Consider the following 18,582-nt stretch of genomic DNA (forward strand, 5'->3'; position numbering starts at 1 on the left):
TGCGGCCCTTTTTCTCTGCGCGGCGGCACAGTTACCCGCCAATCAACTCTTTCGCCATCATCATATGCACGCCTTTCTCGCGGTTCACCGTCTGGGTGATCCGCAGATCACCGGCCAGCGAACAGAGCACATAGGCATCCTCGCGGCTGATCCCCGCGCGTTCGGAGACAAGCGCGATCATGTCCCGCAGGGCCATCTCCGCGCAGCGATCGAGGTCGGGGGCCATGCCCATGGTGATCACATGGCTCGGCGTCTCGGCCTGCGGATAGCTAAGTGTGCGGTCCTTCAACACGGTCAAACGGAAGCGCCCCTGTAGCGCCGTCTCAATCGCCGTGACGCAGACCTCTCCATCGCCCTGCGCGCCATGCCCGTCCCCGCAGGAAAACAGCGCCCCTTCATTGAAGACCGGCAGGTAGAGCGTGCTGCCCGCCACCAGCTCTTTGTTGTCCAGATTGCCTCCATGTTTGCGCGGCTCGATGGTGGCGATCCGGCCCCATTCGGGCGGCGGGGCCACGGCCATCACGCCAAAGAACGGGGCCAAGGGCAGTTCCAGCCCCCAAGGCAGCCGGGCGACGCCCCGCTCTGCGTCCAGCGGGATGTTGCTGTGATAGGTCTCGGGGAAATCCTGCGGCAGCGTGCCCGCCAAGGGGCGGATAAAGTTATACCCCCAGTCCTGCCGCAGCGCGACATCGAGGATTTCGACCTTCAGCACATCGCCGGGCATCGCGCCTTCGACGGCGACCGGCCCGGTCAGGATATGGCCCGGCATCGGCGGCGGCCCTGCCTTGTGGATGTCGTAAAGTTCGGGCGGCACATGGAAGCCTTCGGGCGGCAGGCAATTGGGCGCGCCTGAGACGGTGTTGATAATCACCTCCTCGCCGCTTTGGATGGTCAGCGCGGGCGGGCGGCTGGCCTCGAAATAGCCCCAATGGCAGGTCTCGGGCGAAGACTGCAGCGTGGCGGTCATGACTGCGCCCCCCGATTGGCCAAGATGCCTTCGATCAGTTCCTGCACCCGCAGCGCTTCCTCTGGCGTCGCCAGTCGGCTGGCCTTGCCCGCCATCAGCAGCGCCATGTCATCAAGCTGCGCCTTGAGGCTGGTGGCGCGGGTGTCGGCGGGGGCGTCGCTGGTCGGCGCGAAATCCTCCCCGGTCGAGACGGTGTCGATAGAGAATTCCGAGATGCGGCGGCTGGCTTTCGCGCCTTTCACCGTCACCTCCTGCCGGTCCGGCTGCGCGCCACCGACAGAGCCGAGGATCGAAACCGGCAAGCCCTCTGCATTGACCAAGCGCGCTGCCACATGGGTCTCGCAGAGCTTGTCGTCGGGGTATTCCGCATGGGCCCACTGCAGGGTCAGCGGCCCCAACACCCGCTCGCTCAGGAAGAGGAAATGCGAGATCACCTCGCGCGTCATGCCCCCCTCAGCGGCAAAGCGCAGCCAATCGGCATCGACCTGCCACGCGCGGGGCCAAGCCGGATAGGTCACGATGATGTCGATGCCGCAAAGATCACCGAGCGCGCCCTCACGGATCGACCGTGTGAGATCGGTCAGCGCCGCCCCCGCCGCTTGTGTGAAATTCACCGCCGCCGGAACGCCCGCGGCCTGCAACGCGGCCACCAAGGCGCGGCTCTCTGCAATGTCCACGCCTAGCGGCTTTTCGAGGAAAATCGCCTTGTCCGCCGCTGCGGCCTCAAGCGCATAGGCTTTGCGCGGCACGGGTGGGCAGGCGAGGTAAACGAGATCGACATCGGCCATCGCCTCGGACGCCGTGGCAGAGACCACCGCCTCCGGCGCGACCTTTTGCGCGGCGGCGCAGGCCGCGGGGTCGGGATCCCACATGGTGGTGACCGTGAAGCCGGGGTGCAGCACCATGTTCTCGGCCATGCGCCGCCCCATGATCCCCAATCCGATTACCGCAGTCCTGATCGTCATCTTCGTCTCCCTCAATGTGCTGCGCGATAAGACGCTGCAATCGGGAGAACTTCAACTGCGCGCGGCGCAATTGCCTCAGGCAAGGTCGGCGCGGACCAAAGGTTTGATCACGCGAGCCAATTCTTCGGGCGCGGATTGGCTTTTGAACACATCCGCGATAGTGAAAACACAGGTGAAAGACCCTTCGAAACACAGCACCCCATTCTGCCGCGCCTTCATGCCGAAGGTGATGGATTTATTGCCAAGCCGTGTCGGATAGGTCTCGCACATCAGCTTGTGCCGCGGCGTGACCGGGCTGCGAAAATCCATCGACAGGTTGACAAAAGGCGTGCCGATATTGCGGTCGATCTGAAGTTGAAACCAACCGTCACCGTCGAAATGCGCCTCCCACCACGCGTTGATCGCATCCAGCGCGAAATAGGGCAGCCGCGCGGTATAGGCGATCTGCGCCGGGTCACAATCGCCCCAAGTGACATTGATCTCGTGAACGAAGTTTTCCGTGGTCATAACGCTGCTTTCATCTGCTCAAACCCGCGTGGGGCATGGGCAATCTTCTATCCCTTCCTGCCCGACGCGCAACCCAAGCGCGGAGCGCGCACAGCAAGGCGGACGCGGCATGTTCAACTGAAACGAGAAGAGGGGGGGGAGGATGGTGGCGTTACCTGGATTTGAACCAGGGACCTAACGATTATGAGTCGTTCGCTCTAACCAACTGAGCTATAACGCCGTGGCGCGTCGGATAAGGCAGCTTGGCATTGGGGTCAAGGGCGAAAACCGGATGATTTCACTTTTGCCCCAGAAAACTGCCGCCTGCCCTCAATGCGCGGGGGCCGAGACCACATCAAGCAGCGTGCGCCCGCCGTCGATGGTCATGATCTCACCCGTCATGAAGCCCGAACTTTCAGCGGCGAGGAATTGCACCGCCTCGCAAAGCTCATTCGGCCCGGCGATCCGACCAAGCGGCGTATGCGCGCGGATGTCGTCGCGCCAATCGCGGTTTTCGGCCACTGCAGCGCGGAGGGACGCGCTCATCACCGAGCCAAAGGAGATCGCATTCACCCGTATCCGGTGCTCTGCCAGCACCAGCGCCAGAGAGCGGGTCATCTGCTGCACCGCCGCCGAGGCGATGGCATAGCCCATCATATCCGGCTGGTGACGCTGTGCCGCGATGGAGCTGAGGTTGATGATCGACCCCACCTGCCCCTCGGTCTGGCCTTCGGCCTGTTTGATCATCCGCCGCGCCACCTGCTGTGACAGTTGCAGCGCCGTCATCAGGTTCTGCTGCAACAACGTCTCGACCGAGCCATCCTCCACATCGAGCGGATCGGTCGGCATCACCTGCCGCGAGGCATTCACAAGGATATCGACCTGATCATAGGCGTCGATCGTGGCCGAGACGAGGTTGGCGATGGTCAGCCGCTGGCGCAGATCACCGGCAAAGACGCGGATATTGCCGTCGTCCGGCGTGTCGCCCAACTCTTCCATCAGCTTTTTTTCGTTGGAATCGGCGCACATGACATTGGCGCCCCGGTCGGCCAGATGCCGCGCGATGGCAAGGCCGATCCCGTCCGCCGCGCCGGTGATGATGGCTGTTTTACCAGAGATCGAGAATGACATCGGGATACCCCCTTAAGGCTCAGCGGCGCCGGGTCAGCGGGCGTGTGGCGTGGAACAGTTTGAACCGCGCATCGCCTCCAAGCTCGGCCACCTGAGCAAAGCGTTTCTTCAGTTCCGCCTCATAGGGCAGATGCCGGTTGGCCACCATCCACAGATCGCCCTGCCCCGAGAGGATCCGCGCGGCAGCGGCCACAAAGGCCTGACCGATCTGCGGCTCGGCAGCGCGGCCTGTGTGGAAGGGCGGGTTCATCACCACGGTATCCATCCGGTGCGGCGGCTGCCACTGGGTGGCATCCTCCCAATGGAACACGGCGCGATCGTCGGTGACATTATGGCGCGCGCATTCCAGCGCCATATGCCCGGCCTCGACCAGATGCACCGTCTTCACCTTGGGCCGCGTCAGAACATGCGCCGAAAGGAACCCCCAGCCCGCGCCCAGATCGGCCACTTCGGCCCCGAGGTTGTCGGGCAGCACATCCACCAAGAGCGCCGAAGCCAGATCGACCCCATCGGCAGAGAACACCCCCGGCGCGGTCCAAAAGCCGCCGTCGGTCTGGGCCGGACCGACCTCCCAATCAGCGAAAAAATCGCTCGCGCTGGCTTCGATCCAGTAAAGCTTGCCATGCGCCTTGGAGATCGGCCCCTGCACCGTCACCCGCGCCCGCATCTCGCGCAGAATGGAATCCGCGCCATCGGTCTTTTGCCCGTCGACCACCACCGGCCCGTCGCTCACGGCACAGGCCTGGGCGACCAAAGCGCGGGCCTCATGTTTGGCCCGCGGCAGACAGACGATGGCCGCGGCATAGCGCCCCTCGACCGAATGCGCCGCCTCATAGCCCCGCGCGGTCCATGCGTCATAAGCAGGCTTGAAATCGTGAATGATCTTGCACCGCTCCGGCGGCAGACCGGCCAGATCCGCATCCACGGGGGGCTGAAACACAGCGATCGCCCCAGTTTCAGGCAGGTCCAGCCCACCGCCGTTCAGGGCCAGTTCCAGTCGCGGATCAATCACGTGTTATTCTTCTTTTTCCATGGTGCATTGCAGCGGATGCTGGTGACGCCGTGCGAAATCCATCACCTGCGCCACTTTCGTCTCCGCGATCTCGTGGCTGAAAACGCCAACCACGGCCAGCCCCTTCTTGTGAACCGTCAACATGATCTCGAACGCCTGCGCGTGGTTCAGGCCAAAGAAACGTTCCAAGACGTGCACCACGAATTCCATCGGGGTGAAATCGTCGTTCAGCAGCATCACCTTGTAGAGCGGCGGGCGTTTGGTCTTGGGACGGGTCTTGGTCAACAGCTCGCTGTCGCCGTCATCCTTGGGGCCGTCCGCCATCATCCACGCGCCCGATGCGGACCGGCCTGCGGGCTGGATCGTCCAATCTGATTTCACGTCGTCACGGTGCATTGCTGCTCCTGCGGCTGGGGGTAGAGCTTGTTCGTCGTGCAGCCGTCTATATAACCCCTGAACCAATTTAGGAAAGAGGCAGCACATATGGGCGGGGCACTCACAACCATCGGTTTCGATGCGGATGACACATTGTGGCATAATGAGCGCTACTTTGCACTCTCTCATGACCGTTTTGCAGCCCTTCTGGCCGAACATAGTGAACGCGATCACCTCATGGCACGATTGCTGGAGGCCGAGCGGCGCAATCTGCCGCATTACGGCTATGGGATCAAAGGCTTCACCCTGTCGATGATCGAAACCGCGATCGAGGTGACCGAGGGCAAAGTCCCCGCCGAGGTGATCAGCGATCTGCTCGCCGCCGGGCGCGAGATGCTGGACCACCCCATCGAACTGCTGCCCCATGTCGAGGACGTGCTGGAAAACCTGCGCGGCGACTACCGGCTCATCGTGGTGACCAAAGGCGACCTGCTCGATCAAGAGCGCAAACTGGCGCAATCGGGCCTGCGCGACAGGTTCGATGCGGTCGAAATCGTCTCTCACAAGACCGAAGCCGCCTATCGCCACATTTTCAAGCAGCACGGGCAGGGCGCCGAACGGGGGCTGATGGTCGGCAACTCGATGGCCTCGGATGTGCGCCCGATGATCGCCGCAGGCGGCTGGGGCGTCTATGTGCCGCATGACCTCACATGGGCGATGGAACATGCCGAAGCGCCAACCAATTCCCCCCGTTTCGCCGAGATCAGCGACCTCTCAGGCCTCCCAGAAACGATCGAAAAGATCGTGTCGGGGTGACTCGCCCCCGCGCCTGAGTCGTTCTGGAACATCGCCGAAAATGCCGCACTGCGGGCCAATTTCCGCCCAATTCTTGCCTTATTCGCGCTTATAGTGGGTAGATGTGTGCAAGCCTCTACATATTGGAGGAGAGATCCGCCCCTTTTTCCCCTGTTCACTGGATTCGACGGCTTCCGCGATGCGGCGTCCTATGCTAGCGTTGAACCAATTAATAAATGGTCAGCCAGAAATCGGCGGCCTGAGGCAGTAAAAGGCAGGCAAATATGAAGGCTCGGCGCATTCAGCCGGCCCGGTACGGGCTATTTCTATTCGCGGCACTCTGGGTTCTGGTTGTCCTACCCCTCAGCGCGATCGCTGCCCCCTACGCCGCCTATGTCATCGACGCCCGCACCGGCAAAGAAATCCACGCCGAGAATGCCGATACCCGCCTGCATCCGGCTTCCCTGACCAAGATGATGACCCTCTACATCGCCTTCCAAGCGGTCGAACAGGGGGAAATCTCTCTCGATACCCAAGTGACGATCTCGAAAAATGCGGCATCCGAGCCGCCCAGCAAATTGGGCATGCGCCCGGGCCAAAAGATCGCTCTGCGCTACCTCATCCGCGCCGCCGCCGTGAAATCCGCCAATGATGCCGCCACCGCGATCGGCGAGGCCATCGGCGGTTCTGAGGCCGCCTTCGCCCGCCGGATGAACCGCACCGCCAAACAGCTTGGCATGACGCGCACGACTTTCAAGAACATGCACGGTCTGACCGAGAGCGGCCACCTCTCCACCGCGCGGGACATGACCCGCATGGGCCGTCACCTGCTCTATGATTACCCGCAATACTACAACCTGTTCTCGCGCATCACCGCCGATGCGGGCGTGCGCAAGGTCTCCCATACGAATCGCCGGTTTCTGGGGTCCTACAAAGGGGCGGACGGCATCAAGACAGGCTACACCCGCGCCGCCGGTTTCAACCTCACCGCCTCGGCCGAACGGGGCAACGAGCGCATCATCGTGACCGTCTTCGGCGGCAAATCCACCGCCTCACGCAACGCCAAAGTGGCCGAACTTATGGACCTCGGCTTCCGCCGCGCGCCCTCCTCCGCGCCGCTGCGCAAACCGGTCCCGCCGGTCTATGCCGATGTCGAAGACACACCCGCCCCCGGCGCCGCAGGCAAAACGATTCGCCTCGTGGGCGCTGTCACCACCTCCAAACGCCCGCAACTGCGCCCCCGCAGCGACGTCGTGGTCGTGGCCACCGCCGCCGCGCCCGAGGCAACCAGCGTGGTATCCAACAGCGATATCACCGCAGCGCTGCGCGAAGCGGTTGAAACGGCCCCAACCCCGCCCGCCGCCACGCCCACACCAGAGGCTAAGGAGGCAGAGGTCGTTCTCGCCACCGCCAAAGCCTCCCCCCGCCCCGAACCGCGCCCCAAGGACGTGACACTGGCCGTCCAGCAAGCGGTAGAACAGGAAATCGTGACCCGCGTCTCCACCTCCGGTGGGCGCCACTGGGGCGTGAACGTGGGCCGCTTCCCCAGCCGCTACGCCGCCGAGAAAGTCCTGCTGAAAACCGCATTGGCCGAAATGTCGACCCTCGATGGCACGCTGCGCAAGGTGGTTCAGCGCCCGCAAGGGTTCGACGCGAACTTCCTCGGCATGTCCCGCGAAAGCGCCGACCTCGCCTGCCGCCGTCTGGCCGCGCGCAACGTCAGCTGTTTCATGATCGGCCCCAGCGAAGGCTGAACCACCACTGGGCGGCCAAGCGCCACCAAACCAACTTCATTCTTTCAAAAATACCGCGGGGGAATCGCGCCCCCGGCGCGATGGGGGCAGCGCCCCCCCTTCCCTCTCCGCAAACGCGACGCCCGCTTATCCTGCCGCCTGCAACAGGTTCCGCGTGTATTCCGTCTGCGGATCGTCATAAAGCGCATCGACGTCACCGTATTCCACCACGTCGCCGCGCTTCATCACCATCACCTTATGCGACATCGCGCGCACCACCTTCAGGTCGTGGCTGATGAAGAGGTAGGCCAGCCCGTATTTCGCCTGCAAATCCCGCAGCAGATCGACGATCTGCACCTGCACGGTCATGTCCAGCGCCGAGGTCGGCTCGTCCAGCACCAGCAGTTTCGGCCGCAGCACCATGGCGCGGGCGATGGCGATGCGCTGGCGCTGGCCACCTGAGAATTCATGTGGGTAACGGTCCATCGAGGCAGGGTCGAGTCCCACTTCGGTCATGACCTCGGCGACCAGCTCGCGCTTGTCGCGGCCCTTGTCGATCTTGTGGATCGCAAGCCCTTCGCTGATGATCTGAAAACAGGTCATCCGCGGGCTGAGCGAGCCGAAGGGGTCTTGGAAGACGATCTGCATGTCGGCCCGCAACCGGCGCAGTTTCTTGGTCGACCATTTGCGCAGGTCCTCGCCGCGGAAGGTCACCTCCCCTTCCGAGCCGATGAGCCGCATGATCGCCAGTGCCGCCGTGGTCTTGCCCGAGCCGCTTTCGCCGACGATGCCCAGCGTCTCGCCCGCGCGGACCGAGAGGCTGGTGTCGTTCACCGCCTTCACATGGCCCACAGTGCGGCGCAACAGACCCTTCTGGATCGGGAACCAGACCTTAAGGTTGTCGGTGCGCAGCACCTCGGGCGCATCCTCGGCGACGGGCGCAGGCGCGCCGGTGGGTTCGGCGGCCAGAAGCTTCTGGGTGTAGGGGTGCTGCGGGTTGTCGAAAATCTCGCCCGTTGGGCCTTCCTCGACCACCAGCCCCTTCTGCATCACGAAGACCCGGTCGGCGATGCGGCGCACGATGCCGAGGTCATGGGTGATGAACAAAAGCCCCATGCCCATTTCGTCTTTCAGATCCTTCAACAAGTCGAGGATCTGCGCCTGAATTGTCACGTCGAGCGCGGTCGTCGGCTCATCCGCGATCAGGATGTCGGGCTTGTTGGCCAGCGCCATGGCGATCATCACGCGCTGCCGCTGCCCGCCTGACAACTGGTGCGGATAGGCCCCCATGCGGCTTTCCGCGTCGTTGATGCCGACTTGTTGCAGCAGGCTCAGCACCCGCGCCCGCGCCGCCGCCCCCTGCAACCCCTGATGCAGCGCCAGCGATTCCGCCAGCTGCTTCTCGATCGTATGCAGCGGGTTGAGTGAGGTCATCGGCTCCTGAAAGATAAAGGAGATGTCGTTGCCGCGCACGTCGCGCAACAGCTTGTCGTCGGCGCCGATCATCTGCTGTCCGTTATAGGTGACCGAGCCGCTGACCTCCGCACTCTCGCCCAGCAGCGACACGGTCGACAGCGCCGAAACCGACTTGCCCGAGCCGCTTTCGCCCACCAGCGCCACCGTCTCGCCACGGTTGACGGCAAAGCTCACGCCGCGCACCGCCGGGATCAACTGCCCGTCCTGCCGGAAGGAAACTTTCAGGTCTTTGACGTCCAACAATGCAGTCACGAGAAGGTCTTTCTGGGGTCGAAGGCGTCGCGAATGCCCTCGAAGATGAAGACCAGAAGCGACAGCATGATGGCAAAGGTGAAGAAGGCCGAGAAGGCGAGCCAAGGCGCCTGCAGGTTCTGCTTGGCTTGCAGGGTCAACTCGCCCAACGAAGGCGCCGAGGAGGGCAGACCGAAGCCGAGGAAATCGAGCGTCGCCAGCGTGGAGATCGTGCCGGTGATGATGAAGGGCAGCATCGTCAGCGTCGCCACCATGGCGTTGGGCAACATGTGCCGCAGCATGATCGTGCCGTTACCGACGCCGAGCGCCCGGGCCGCGCGGACGTATTCGAGGTTGCGCGCACGCAGGAACTCGGCCCGCACCACGCCCACAAGCGCCGTCCATGAAAACAGAACCAGAAGGATCACCAGAAGCCAAAAACTTCGGCCAAGAATGGCGAACATGATGATGATGACGTAGAGCGACGGGGTCGAGGACCAGATCTCGATGATGCGCTGGAAGATCAGGTCGAGCCAGCCGCCGAAGAAGCCCTGCACCGCGCCGGCGAGGATGCCGATCAGCGACGCCGCGCCTGTCACGATCAGGGTGAAGACAACCGACAGGCGGAAGCCGTGGATCACGCGGGCCATGACGTCGCGCTTGGTGCCATCGGTCCCGAGCCAGTTCTGCCCGTTGGGCGGCAGCGGGGCGGCGCCGGGACGGTCGACGGCGGTGTCGTAGGAATAGGGAATGACAGGCCAGATCGACCAACCCTTGTCGATCGCCTCGCCTTCCACCTCGCCATCCTCGGCGTCGAGAATATAGCCTTCGGGATCGTCGAAACAGGCGTCCAGCCCGCCGGTGGCGATGAGGCATTGCACCTCGGGATCGCGGTAGGCGGCCTCGGTCTGGAAATCGCCGCCAAAGGCGGTCTCGGGGTAGAAGTTGAAGATCGGCGTATAGTACTCGCCGCGGTAGCTGACGAGGATCGGCTTGTCGTTGGCAACGAACTCGGCCAGCAGCGAAATGCCGAACAGGATCGCGAAGATCCACAGCGACCAATAGGCGCGGCGGTTCGCAGTGAAATTGCGCCAGCGGCGCTGGTTCAGCGGCGACAGCGCCATCAGCCTTCCCTCTTCTCGAAGTCGATGCGCGGGTCCACCAGCACATACATCAGGTCAGACAGGATGCCGACGACAAGGCCGATGAGGCCGAAGATGAAAAGCGTGCCGAAGACGATCGGATAGTCGCGCGCCACTGCGGCCTCGAAGCCCAAGCGGCCCAGACCGTCGAGGCTGAAGATCGTTTCGATGATGATCGACCCGCCGAAGAAGACCGAGATGAAGACCGCCGGAAAACTGGCGATCACGATCAGCATCGCGTTGCGGAAGACATGGCCATAGAGAACCTTGCTCTCCGACAGGCCCTTGGCGCGGGCGGTGATGACATACTGCTTCTTGATCTCGTCGAGAAAGCTGTTTTTCGTCAGCAGGGTCAGCGTGGCGAAAGCCGAGATCGTGGAGGCCAGCACCGGCAGGGTGATATGCCAGAAATAATCGGCCACCTTGCCCAAGGGGCTGAGACTGTCGAAATTATCCGACGTCAGACCGCGCAGCGGGAAGATCTGCCAATAAGAGCCACCGGCGAAAAGCACCAGCAGCAGGATCGCGAAGAGAAACCCGGGGATCGCATAGGCCGCGATGATCGCGCCCGAGGTCCATGTGTCGAACCGGCTGCCGTCGCGCACCGCCTTGCGGATGCCCAAGGGGATCGAGACCAGATGCGCAATCAGCGTGGACCATAGCCCCAGCGTGATCGACACCGGCAGCTTTTCCTTGATCAGGTCAATCACGCTGATGGCGCGGAAGTAGCTCTCCCCGAAGTCCAGTCGCATGTAATTCCACAGCATGTGAAAGAACCGCTCCACGGGCGGTTTGTCGAAGCCGAATTCCTTCTCCAACTCCTCGATCAACTCCGGCGGCAGACCGCGCGCGCCGACATAGGTGCTGTCGGAGCCGCGCGCCATGGTGTCGACCCCGGCATCGTTGTTGCCCCCGGCAAAGCCGCCGAAAACATCCCCGCCGCCCTGAATCCGGGCGATGGCCTGTTCCACCGGCCCGCCGGGCACGAATTGCACCAGCGCGAAGTTGACCAACATGATGCCGAACAACGTCGGGATCACCAGCAAAAGCCGTCTGAGAATATAGGCACCCATGTGGTCGCCTTACCGCAAGGCGCCCGAGGCGCGCAACTGCTGCGCGGCCTCTTCGTCGTACCACCAGAAATCGAGGTAGCCCAAGGCATAGGGCGGGATGTTCTCGGGGTGCTCATACTGGTCGTAATAGGCGACCCAATAGCTGTCGTTGTACCAGGTCGGGATCATGAAGAACTCGTGCCGCAGCGCCCGGTCGAGCGCCATGAGGGCGGCGGATTCCTCCTCCGAGGTCTCGGCGTCGAGCGAGGCGTCGATGATCGCGTCCACCAGCGGGCTCGCGAGCCCTGCGGGGTTGAAGAGCGAGAATTCGGCGGCCTCTGAGCCGTAGCGCTGCGCCAGACCGGTGCCGGTGCCGAGGAAGGCGGCATAGGCGTCGTAGATCATGTCGTAGTCGCGGTCGCGCTCGCGGGCAGTGTATTGCGAGCTGTCCACCTTCTCGAGCCGGGCGTCGATGCCGATGGAAGTGAGATTGTTCACGAAGTTCTCGATCACCGCCGAGATCGTCGGCGACCCGGCGGAGTTCATCAGGAAGTTCAGCCGCAGGGGCTCGCCCGCCTCGTTCACGCGCATGCCGTTCTGCACGGTCCAGCCCGCTTCTTCGAGCAGCTTGGAGGCCCGGCGCGCGTTGCGTCGGTCCAGCAGCCGCGAAGGGTCAGAGGTATGCGGCACCACGGCGGGTTCGGTCAGCAGTTCCTCCGGCACCAGATCGCCGAGGCTTTCCAGAAGCGCCAGTTCCGCCCCCTCGGGCGCGCCCTGCGCCATCAGCGGCGTGTCCTGCGTGAAAGAGGCACGGTGGTTGAACAGCCCATATTGCAGCGACTCGTTGGTCCACTCGAAGTTGAACATCAAAGCCACGGCCTCGCGCACGCGGCGGTCCTGCAGCGTCTCGCGGCCAAGGTTAAAGATGATGCCCGAGGGTGTGGGCGGAGAGCCGTCCGGCAGTTCGGCCTTGACGATGTCGCCATCGGTCACTTTGGAGAAGTCATAGCCAGTCGCCCATTTCTTGGAATCCCCCTCGGCGCGGAAGGTGTATTCACCGGCCTTGAAGGCCTCGAAGGCAGAGGTGTCGTCGCTGAAGATCTCCAGCCGGATGCGGTCGAAGTTCATGCGGCCGCGGTTGATCGGCAGGTCGCGGCCCCAGTAGTCGGGGTTGCGTTTCAACACAATGCGCTTGGTCAGATCGACGCTCTCGACCATATAGGCGCCCGATCCGGGTGGCGGGTCCATCCAGCTATCTTTCAGGGTGTTGCCGGTCTCCTCGAACCAGTGTTTCGGCCATGCGGGCACGCCGCCCACCGTCTCGATCAGGCTGCGGCGCGAGATGCCATCGGCGAAGTGGAATTTGACCGTGTGATCATCCAGCGCCTCGACCTTGGGAATGCGCTTGCGCACCGCATCGGCGTAGGACTTCAGCCCCTCGTCCAGCAGCAGGTTGTGCGAAAACACGATGTCATGCGCTGTCACCGGCGTGCCGTCCGAGAACGTCGCCTCGGGGCGCATGTGGAAGGTCACCCAAGACTTGTCCTCGGGGTATTCAAGGCTCTCGCAGAGCAGGCAGTAACTCTCGCCATAGACATCCGAAGGCAGCGCCTCGCCCGAGGGGGCTTCGCCCAGCAGGCTCTCGAAACCGAAGATCGAGAAGAGATGCGCGCGGCCCTTGCCGGAATAGGGGTTCATCGAATCCAATGTGCCGACGAAGGGGATCGAGATTTCCCCGCCCTTGGGGGCATCGGGGTTCACATAGTCGAAATGCTCATAATCCGCCGGATAGGTCAGATCGCCGTAGAAGGAATAGCCGTGGCTTTTGATGACCTTCTGCTCCTGTGCCACGGCGGCACCGGCCAGCAGGGCCGCCACCATCAGCGTCAGCGTCGCGCGCCAGAGCGGCAGGTCATCAAAGACCGAAGGACGGGTCGCGGCGCGGGTCTGGGCACGGGGCATGGGTCACTCCTTGGCGTGGCGTAGTCCGGATAGGCGTCATCTAGGCTAACGCTGTGCGACGCCAAGATACAAGTTGCGAATATGTAAGGTTGCCCCGCACGGGCGGTCCACCGCAAAGCCTGTCCCCGTGGATTGGCGGTTTCCCCCGCTCCCACTCGCGACAATGTGTAGCCCGCTGCCCCCGTATCTTCGCGGCCCGGCCCGTTTCTCGCCCTAAAGTTAACAGATTCTTCATGCAGGTTAACGATGCGTAAACTGGAGCTATACATGAGAACCTACCCGATTCCCTTTAATGAAGAAGCCCGTCTGCGCGCCGTTTTCGATGTGCCCGGCCTTACAGTCGAGAACGAAGCACTGTTCGACACCATTTGCGAGGCCACCCGCCGCCTGCTTGACTGTCCGATCGCGCATATCAGCGTCGTGGAAGCAGATACCCAATGGTACAAATCCGTGGTCGGCTACCCGCTGGAGCCGATGCCAAAAGATACCGGGTTTTGCAGCCATACGATCATGTCGGACGCGCCGCTGGTGGTGCCGGACCTCAGCAAAGACCCCCGGTTCGCGCGTCATCCCATGGTCGCCAAGGGCGGCCCCGAGGCGCGTTATTACTGCGGTGTGCCGCTGATCCTGTCGTCGGGCCACCGCTTTGGCAGCCTTTGCGCGCTGGACCTGCAACCGCATGAGGCACCGTCTGATAAGCAGATCGCCCTTTTGGAAGATATGGGCCGCATGGTGGTCGCGGCCCTTGAACGCCGCCAGCCGGATGCGGCCGAGCAAGAGGCCGACAACAGCGCCGAAGCCACCTTCCTGACGCTGGTGGGCCATGAACTCCGCACCCCGCTGACGGTTCTCTTCGGCAGTCTGCGCATGTTGGAGGCCAAGGCCGAACAGGGGGTCAATCCGCTGCTGATCCGCTCGGCCCGCCGGTCCGTCGACCATCTGAGCGCCTTGATCGAAACGATCATTTCCTACAGCAATGTCAGCACCGGGGAGCTGCGCCTGAACGAGCGGAAATGCAATCTGAGCGACCTTTTGCAATCGGTCTCGGCCCTGCATTTTGCCACCTTGGACGCGACGGCCAAGACCATCACGCTGCGCGATAGTTTCCCGCTTGAAGAGATGCACATCGACGGCGACCAGATCGAATTGGCAGTCACGGCACTTGTGTTGAACTCCGTCCTGCATGGCGGCAGCGAGATCGCCTTGGAGACGTTCAAGGACGCCGAGGGCAATATCGAGATTTCGATTGTCGACAACGGCTCTTTCGACGATCACGTCGATCTGGCCGAGCTTTATAAACCCTTCGTCGTCGGCGGCATGATGGAGCACCGTAGCACCAAGGGCGGGCTCGGCCTTGGCCTGCCGCTAACCCGCAAGCTGATCGAAATGCATGGTGGGGATTTCGAGGTGCATGTGGAAGCGGGCCAAAGCCGCGCCGTGATCCGCCTGCCCGCTTGGCGTTGCGATATCGGCGGAATTGCTGCTGCAAATGTCACCGCCCCGGTGATCGCCGCGCAGTAAAGTCGGAACGGGGCGCGCGCGATGTCGCGCCCCGCGTCCTATCACTGGCCGTCGACCCTTCTGATCAAGGCGTTGATCTCATCCGCCAGCACCCCGGGATGATCCTCGGGCGTGAAATGCTTGCCCCTTCGATCCGGCGCAGCGGCGCGTTCAGGTCTTTCGCCAACCGCTCCCCATATTCGATCTTTTGGAAATCATCCGCAGCACCCCCAGACGATCCGCGCGGGGATGTTGAGGGGGGGGGGGCAGCTTGCCTGCGATAGGCTTGGTATCTTCCAGGTCCAGCGCCTGCGCCAGCCCGGACAAAGGCTTCGGCCTCCCCCGTGCTGCGCGTAATGCGGAGCGTGGGCGTTAAAAGCCGCCTTGCCGGCGGCGCCGGACCAATGCGATCAGCTATGATTCGTTGCCCCTTCCGCTGGTCAGCGCGGTGGCCAAGACCGGCGGCGTGGCAAAACATGCGCCCGATGGCTCATTCCACCCATTGCTGAAGATGATCTTCTCGAAAGGCCGACCGTGGTTTTGTGGCTTTGCATGGCGCGTCGCCTTTCGGTGTGGACGTTTCATGGCCCAACCTCTGCATGGATAAGACGTTCCGCCCCGCCCAAACGCAAAAGCCGCCCCGGAGGGCGGCTCTCTCTCACGCGATGGCGCGGGGTATCAGTTGGAGACGCTTTGCAAGTAAGCGATCACGTCGGCACGGTCTTCGACCTTGCGCAGACCGGCGAAGCCCATGGTGGTGCCGGGCGCGTAGCCTTTGGGGCTTGCAAGGAAGGCGCTCAGCTCTGCCGGGGTCCAAGAACCTTCGAGCGAGGTCAGCGCGCCGGAATAGCCGAAACCGTCAACCGAGGCGATATCGCGGTCGACCACACCGTCAAGGTGCGGACCAACGGCGTTGGACCCGTCGACCTTGTGGCAGGCAGCGCATTTGCGGAACACTTTCGACCCGCTGTCGGCATCGGCTTCGGCCATCACGGCGGCAAAATCGATCTCTTCGCCGCCTTCGTCACCACCGGCGTCGGCCACTTCGATGACATAGGACGCTTCCCCATGTGCATCGGCGTGGTAAATCTCTTCACCCGCCCATTTGCCCAGCAGAAGTACCAACCAGGCGCCGAATACGCCGGCTGCGATTTTGGTCAGGGTCATTGTATCGAACATGCGTCAGGGTCCATCACTTGGTATTGGCACCATGGGCGGGCCATGGTTCTTGGCATCGTTGCCCGCGTATCTATTGCTTTCCCTTGGCGCAGGCAAGGTGTAGTTACCGCGACCAATTGCCCTTCTCCGCGCCTTTTGCAGCAGGATACGATCCATGACCGCCCAGACCACGCCGCGCATCGCCTTCCAAGGGGCCCTTGGCGCCTATAGTCACGAGGCCTGTCTTCAGGCCTGCCCCGACATGGAACCGGTGCCCTGCCAATCGTTCGAAGGCGTGATCCGGGCCGTAAACGAAGGCCGCGCCGAATTGGCCATGCTGCCGGTCGAGAACACGACCTATGGCCGGGTGGCCGACATCCACCGCCTGCTGCCGGAAAGCGGCCTGCACATCATCGGCGAAGCCTTCGTCCGGGTGCGCATTGCCCTGATGGCCCGCCCCGGCGTGGCACTGGAAGACATCAAACATGTCCGCGCGCATCTGGTGCTTTTGCCACAGGCGCGCAGCTTTTTGCAGCAACACGGCATCACTTCTGAACCCGCCGCCGATTCCGCCGGGGCCGCCGCCGAACTGGCCGCAACAGAAGGCAGCACCGATGGCGTTTTGGCAGGCGAGGTCGCGGCAGAGATCAACGGCCTCACCGTGCTGGCCCGCGATATCGAGGATATGGACCATAACACCACCCGCTTCTTGCTGATGGCGCCCAAGATCGACCTCTCGCGCCGGGCCGAGCGGATGCTGACCACCTTTGTCTTCGAGGTGCGCAACATTCCCGCCGCGCTTTACAAGGCGATGGGAGGCTTTGCGACCAATGGCGTCAACATGACCAAGCTGGAAAGCTATATGGTCGGCGGCTCCTTCACCGCGACGCAGTTCTACGCCGATATCGAAGGCCACCCTGAAGACCCGGCGGTGAAACGCGCGCTGGATGAACTGGGGTATTTCACCAACAAGCTGGAAATTCTCGGCGCCTACCCCGCCCATCCCGGCCGGGGCGCGCCGACCGGGATGTGAGACTGGCCGCGCAGGCTCAGACCTTGACGCCGCTGGCGTAGCGCTTTTCCATCCCGCGGGCATATTCCGCCACGCGGTCCTTGTACTTCTGGGTCAGGGTGGTCTTGGCCAGTTTGAGCGATTGCACCCAAAGCCGCGTCGACAGGGTCAGCGGCTTGACCTCAAGAGCGACCAAAACCCGCGTGCTGTTGCGCGACAGGGGCATCAATTCAAAGGACATCTGCCCCGCCAACCCCTGCGACATGCTGTCGATCACCATCTCGTTGGGCCGGTCGAAGGTCACCATCTCAAGCGTCAACTCGCGCCGCTTGCCGCGCAGGGGGAAGACCGCCTTCCATGTCATCCCGACGCCGGGCTGATGCAGGGCATCGGCGCGCTGCACCTCCGCCCCGCGCCGCATCGCCGCCCGCTCAAAGCTCTCAAAATCGCACAACATGTCAAAGACCGCCTCGATCGGCGCTTCGACGTCTTCTTTGGTGGAGAATTTCATTCGGTCCGTTCCAATTCTTCTGCTCGCATTTGCCACCCCCGCCGCTTCGTCCGGGCCTGTCAGCGCGGTGTGTCAGGTGAGTGTATCCGCAAGCCAGTTTTCCAGCAAGAAATGCGCGATGGCCCCGCGGCGGGCGGGCAGAAGGCGCGGATGGCTTCCGGCAAAGACCTCCATCATCTCTTCGCGGGTGACCCAAAGCGCGTCTTCGATCTCAACCGGGTCGATGGTCAACTCCCGGCTCAGCGCCTCGCCGGCGCAACCCAACATCAGCGAGGCCGGAAAGGGCCATGGCTGGCTGGAGAGATAGCGCACCGCGCCGACCTGCACGCCGGCCTCTTCAAAGACCTCCCGCCGCACGGCGGCCTCTACCGTCTCTCCCGGTTCGACAAAACCCGCCAACAGGGAATACATCCCCTCGGGCCAACCAGGGGAGCGCCCCATGAGGACCGAGTTGCCGTGGGTGATCAGCATGATGACCACCGGATCGGTGCGCGGGAAATGCGCGCCGCCGCAGTCAGGGCAGACCCGTTGCCAGCCGCCCTGTGCCAGATCGGTGGCGCTGCCGCAGCGCGCGCAATGGCAGTGGCTGTCGTGCCAGCCGAGGATCGCCTTGCCGCTGGCGGCCAGTTCGGCATCGCGCGGATCAAGCCATGTCATCACCCTGCGCAATTCGGCAAAGGCCATGTCATCGCCCAGAAGCGGATGGCGCTGTTCGCTGGGGTCAAGGAACGCGCCCAGTTGCGATTGATCCAGATCGGCGGGTTCCCAGCCGGAGATATCCACGGCAAAGCGCGGCGCCCCATCCTCGCGCCCCAGCAAGATCGCTGTGCCTTCGGCCTCTTGCAAGACGGGGTGATCCATCGCCAAGCGCACCAAAGCGGCGGGGCGTTCGGGCGCGATCAGCGGCTTGCCGCGCCAAAAGACCACCGCCCGGGCCGCCGGGTCGGCGCGCAGCTGCGCCAAGGCTTCCGGATTGCCGCGTATCTCTCCCGCCCGATCAAGGGCCGAGCCTCCAAAGGTTACCGTCTCCGCGTGGCGCATGGCGCTCTCCCGATACAGGCCCGATACAGGCTT

General features: G+C 63.1%; 17 protein-coding genes and 1 tRNA gene. 4 read left to right on the forward strand and 14 right to left on the reverse strand.

The genetic code is table 11. The features are described 5' to 3' along the window. Positions 1-31: 31 nt before the first annotated feature. From ACGYK7_RS12300 to clpS, 7 genes are all read right to left on the reverse strand, one after another. Positions 32-967 (reverse strand): acetamidase/formamidase family protein, encoded by a 936-nt coding sequence (locus tag ACGYK7_RS12300; RefSeq protein ID WP_394402542.1) that lies wholly within the window; start codon positions 965-967, stop codon positions 32-34. Next, on the reverse strand, positions 964-1,932 hold the full coding sequence (locus ACGYK7_RS12305; RefSeq protein WP_394402543.1) for a Gfo/Idh/MocA family protein: 969 nt from the start codon (positions 1,930-1,932) through the stop codon (positions 964-966). The genes ACGYK7_RS12300 and ACGYK7_RS12305 overlap by 4 nt, the downstream gene beginning before the upstream one ends. A gap of 75 nt (positions 1,933-2,007) precedes the next feature. After that, positions 2,008-2,439, reverse strand: coding sequence for a thioesterase family protein (locus ACGYK7_RS12310; protein WP_067268618.1), 432 nt, complete (start codon positions 2,437-2,439; stop codon positions 2,008-2,010). 143 nt (positions 2,440-2,582) lie between these two features. Beyond that, positions 2,583-2,659 (reverse strand) — tRNA-Met (locus ACGYK7_RS12315). An 89-nt stretch (positions 2,660-2,748) separates the two neighbouring features. Beyond that, a complete protein-coding gene (locus ACGYK7_RS12320) occupies positions 2,749-3,549 on the reverse strand; it encodes an SDR family NAD(P)-dependent oxidoreductase (RefSeq protein WP_394402545.1) in 801 nt (266 codons plus the stop codon). 19 nt (positions 3,550-3,568) lie between these two features. Next, entirely contained in the window at positions 3,569-4,561 is a 993-nt protein-coding gene (locus ACGYK7_RS12325) for a class I SAM-dependent methyltransferase (protein WP_394402546.1), read from the reverse strand. 3 nt (positions 4,562-4,564) lie between these two features. Beyond that, positions 4,565-4,888: an ATP-dependent Clp protease adapter ClpS gene (clpS, locus tag ACGYK7_RS12330; protein WP_394402596.1), complete on the reverse strand. Its 324-nt coding sequence runs from the start codon at positions 4,886-4,888 to the stop codon at positions 4,565-4,567. A 156-nt stretch (positions 4,889-5,044) separates the two neighbouring features. Between clpS and ACGYK7_RS12335 the strand changes: the two genes are divergently transcribed. Then, positions 5,045-5,752 carry an HAD family hydrolase gene (locus ACGYK7_RS12335; protein ID WP_394402548.1) on the forward strand — a complete coding sequence of 236 codons (708 nt, stop codon included), beginning with the start codon at positions 5,045-5,047 and terminating at the stop codon, positions 5,750-5,752. A 263-nt stretch (positions 5,753-6,015) separates the two neighbouring features. Further along, complete coding sequence (locus tag ACGYK7_RS12340) at positions 6,016-7,485, forward strand: serine hydrolase (RefSeq protein ID WP_394402550.1); 1,470 nt, start codon at positions 6,016-6,018, stop codon at positions 7,483-7,485. A 126-nt stretch (positions 7,486-7,611) separates the two neighbouring features. Here the strand turns inward: ACGYK7_RS12340 and ACGYK7_RS12345 are convergent, their stop codons facing one another. Genes ACGYK7_RS12345 through ACGYK7_RS12360 form a run of 4 tightly spaced genes read right to left on the reverse strand, consistent with a single transcriptional unit; the run spans position 7,612 to position 13,327 of the window. Beyond that, positions 7,612-9,192, reverse strand: a complete 1,581-nt coding sequence (locus tag ACGYK7_RS12345; protein ID WP_394402552.1) for an ABC transporter ATP-binding protein — start codon at positions 9,190-9,192, stop codon at positions 7,612-7,614. Continuing rightward, a complete protein-coding gene (locus ACGYK7_RS12350; RefSeq protein WP_394402554.1) occupies positions 9,189-10,295 on the reverse strand; it encodes an ABC transporter permease in 1,107 nt (368 codons plus the stop codon). Before ACGYK7_RS12350 ends, ACGYK7_RS12345 begins: the two co-directional genes overlap by 4 nt. Further along, positions 10,295-11,386, reverse strand: a complete 1,092-nt coding sequence (locus ACGYK7_RS12355) for a microcin C ABC transporter permease YejB (protein ID WP_067268603.1) — start codon at positions 11,384-11,386, stop codon at positions 10,295-10,297. The genes ACGYK7_RS12350 and ACGYK7_RS12355 overlap by 1 nt, the downstream gene beginning before the upstream one ends. A gap of 9 nt (positions 11,387-11,395) precedes the next feature. After that, complete coding sequence (locus ACGYK7_RS12360) at positions 11,396-13,327, reverse strand: extracellular solute-binding protein (RefSeq protein WP_394402556.1); 1,932 nt, start codon at positions 13,325-13,327, stop codon at positions 11,396-11,398. A gap of 267 nt (positions 13,328-13,594) precedes the next feature. Between ACGYK7_RS12360 and ACGYK7_RS12365 the strand changes: the two genes are divergently transcribed. Then, a complete protein-coding gene (locus ACGYK7_RS12365; RefSeq protein ID WP_394402558.1) occupies positions 13,595-14,848 on the forward strand; it encodes a GAF domain-containing protein in 1,254 nt (417 codons plus the stop codon). Between the two features lie 657 nt (positions 14,849-15,505). Here ACGYK7_RS12365 and ACGYK7_RS12370 read toward each other — a convergent pair. Further along, positions 15,506-16,006 (reverse strand): c-type cytochrome, encoded by a 501-nt coding sequence (locus ACGYK7_RS12370; RefSeq protein WP_394402560.1) that lies wholly within the window; start codon positions 16,004-16,006, stop codon positions 15,506-15,508. A 154-nt stretch (positions 16,007-16,160) separates the two neighbouring features. Here ACGYK7_RS12370 and ACGYK7_RS12375 point away from each other — a divergent pair, with 154 nt between their 5' ends. Further along, positions 16,161-17,018, forward strand: coding sequence for a prephenate dehydratase (locus ACGYK7_RS12375; RefSeq protein WP_209216552.1), 858 nt, complete (start codon positions 16,161-16,163; stop codon positions 17,016-17,018). A 16-nt stretch (positions 17,019-17,034) separates the two neighbouring features. On the opposite strand, the gene ACGYK7_RS12380 is transcribed toward ACGYK7_RS12375, so the two are convergent. Next, positions 17,035-17,508 carry an SRPBCC family protein gene (locus ACGYK7_RS12380; protein ID WP_394402562.1) on the reverse strand — a complete coding sequence of 158 codons (474 nt, stop codon included), beginning with the start codon at positions 17,506-17,508 and terminating at the stop codon, positions 17,035-17,037. A 72-nt stretch (positions 17,509-17,580) separates the two neighbouring features. Beyond that, positions 17,581-18,549, reverse strand: coding sequence for an NAD(+) diphosphatase (gene nudC, locus ACGYK7_RS12385; RefSeq protein ID WP_394402564.1), 969 nt, complete (start codon positions 18,547-18,549; stop codon positions 17,581-17,583). Between the last annotated feature and the right edge of the window lie 33 nt (positions 18,550-18,582).

The sequence above is a fragment of the Sulfitobacter sp. 1A15299 genome (genome assembly GCF_043556915.1).
Taxonomy (GTDB): Bacteria; Pseudomonadota; Alphaproteobacteria; order Rhodobacterales; family Rhodobacteraceae; genus Sulfitobacter.

Coding starts and splice junctions, on each gene's coding strand:
- ACGYK7_RS12300 (WP_394402542.1), bottom strand. CDS start 967: ATGACCGCCACGCTGCAGTCTTCGCCCGAGACCTGCCATTGGGGCTAT.
- ACGYK7_RS12305 (WP_394402543.1), bottom strand. CDS start 1,932: ATGACGATCAGGACTGCGGTAATCGGATTGGGGATCATGGGGCGGCGC.
- ACGYK7_RS12310 (WP_067268618.1), bottom strand. CDS start 2,439: ATGACCACGGAAAACTTCGTTCACGAGATCAATGTCACTTGGGGCGAT.
- ACGYK7_RS12320 (WP_394402545.1), bottom strand. CDS start 3,549: ATGTCATTCTCGATCTCTGGTAAAACAGCCATCATCACCGGCGCGGCG.
- clpS (WP_394402596.1), bottom strand. CDS start 4,888: ATGATGGCGGACGGCCCCAAGGATGACGGCGACAGCGAGCTGTTGACC.
- ACGYK7_RS12335 (WP_394402548.1), top strand. CDS start 5,045: ATGGGCGGGGCACTCACAACCATCGGTTTCGATGCGGATGACACATTG.
- ACGYK7_RS12340 (WP_394402550.1), top strand. CDS start 6,016: ATGAAGGCTCGGCGCATTCAGCCGGCCCGGTACGGGCTATTTCTATTC.
- ACGYK7_RS12350 (WP_394402554.1), bottom strand. CDS start 10,295: ATGGCGCTGTCGCCGCTGAACCAGCGCCGCTGGCGCAATTTCACTGCG.
- ACGYK7_RS12355 (WP_067268603.1), bottom strand. CDS start 11,386: ATGGGTGCCTATATTCTCAGACGGCTTTTGCTGGTGATCCCGACGTTG.
- ACGYK7_RS12360 (WP_394402556.1), bottom strand. CDS start 13,327: ATGCCCCGTGCCCAGACCCGCGCCGCGACCCGTCCTTCGGTCTTTGAT.
- ACGYK7_RS12365 (WP_394402558.1), top strand. CDS start 13,595: ATGAGAACCTACCCGATTCCCTTTAATGAAGAAGCCCGTCTGCGCGCC.
- ACGYK7_RS12370 (WP_394402560.1), bottom strand. CDS start 16,006: ATGTTCGATACAATGACCCTGACCAAAATCGCAGCCGGCGTATTCGGC.
- ACGYK7_RS12375 (WP_209216552.1), top strand. CDS start 16,161: ATGACCGCCCAGACCACGCCGCGCATCGCCTTCCAAGGGGCCCTTGGC.
- ACGYK7_RS12380 (WP_394402562.1), bottom strand. CDS start 17,508: ATGAAATTCTCCACCAAAGAAGACGTCGAAGCGCCGATCGAGGCGGTC.
- nudC (WP_394402564.1), bottom strand. CDS start 18,549: ATGCGCCACGCGGAGACGGTAACCTTTGGAGGCTCGGCCCTTGATCGG.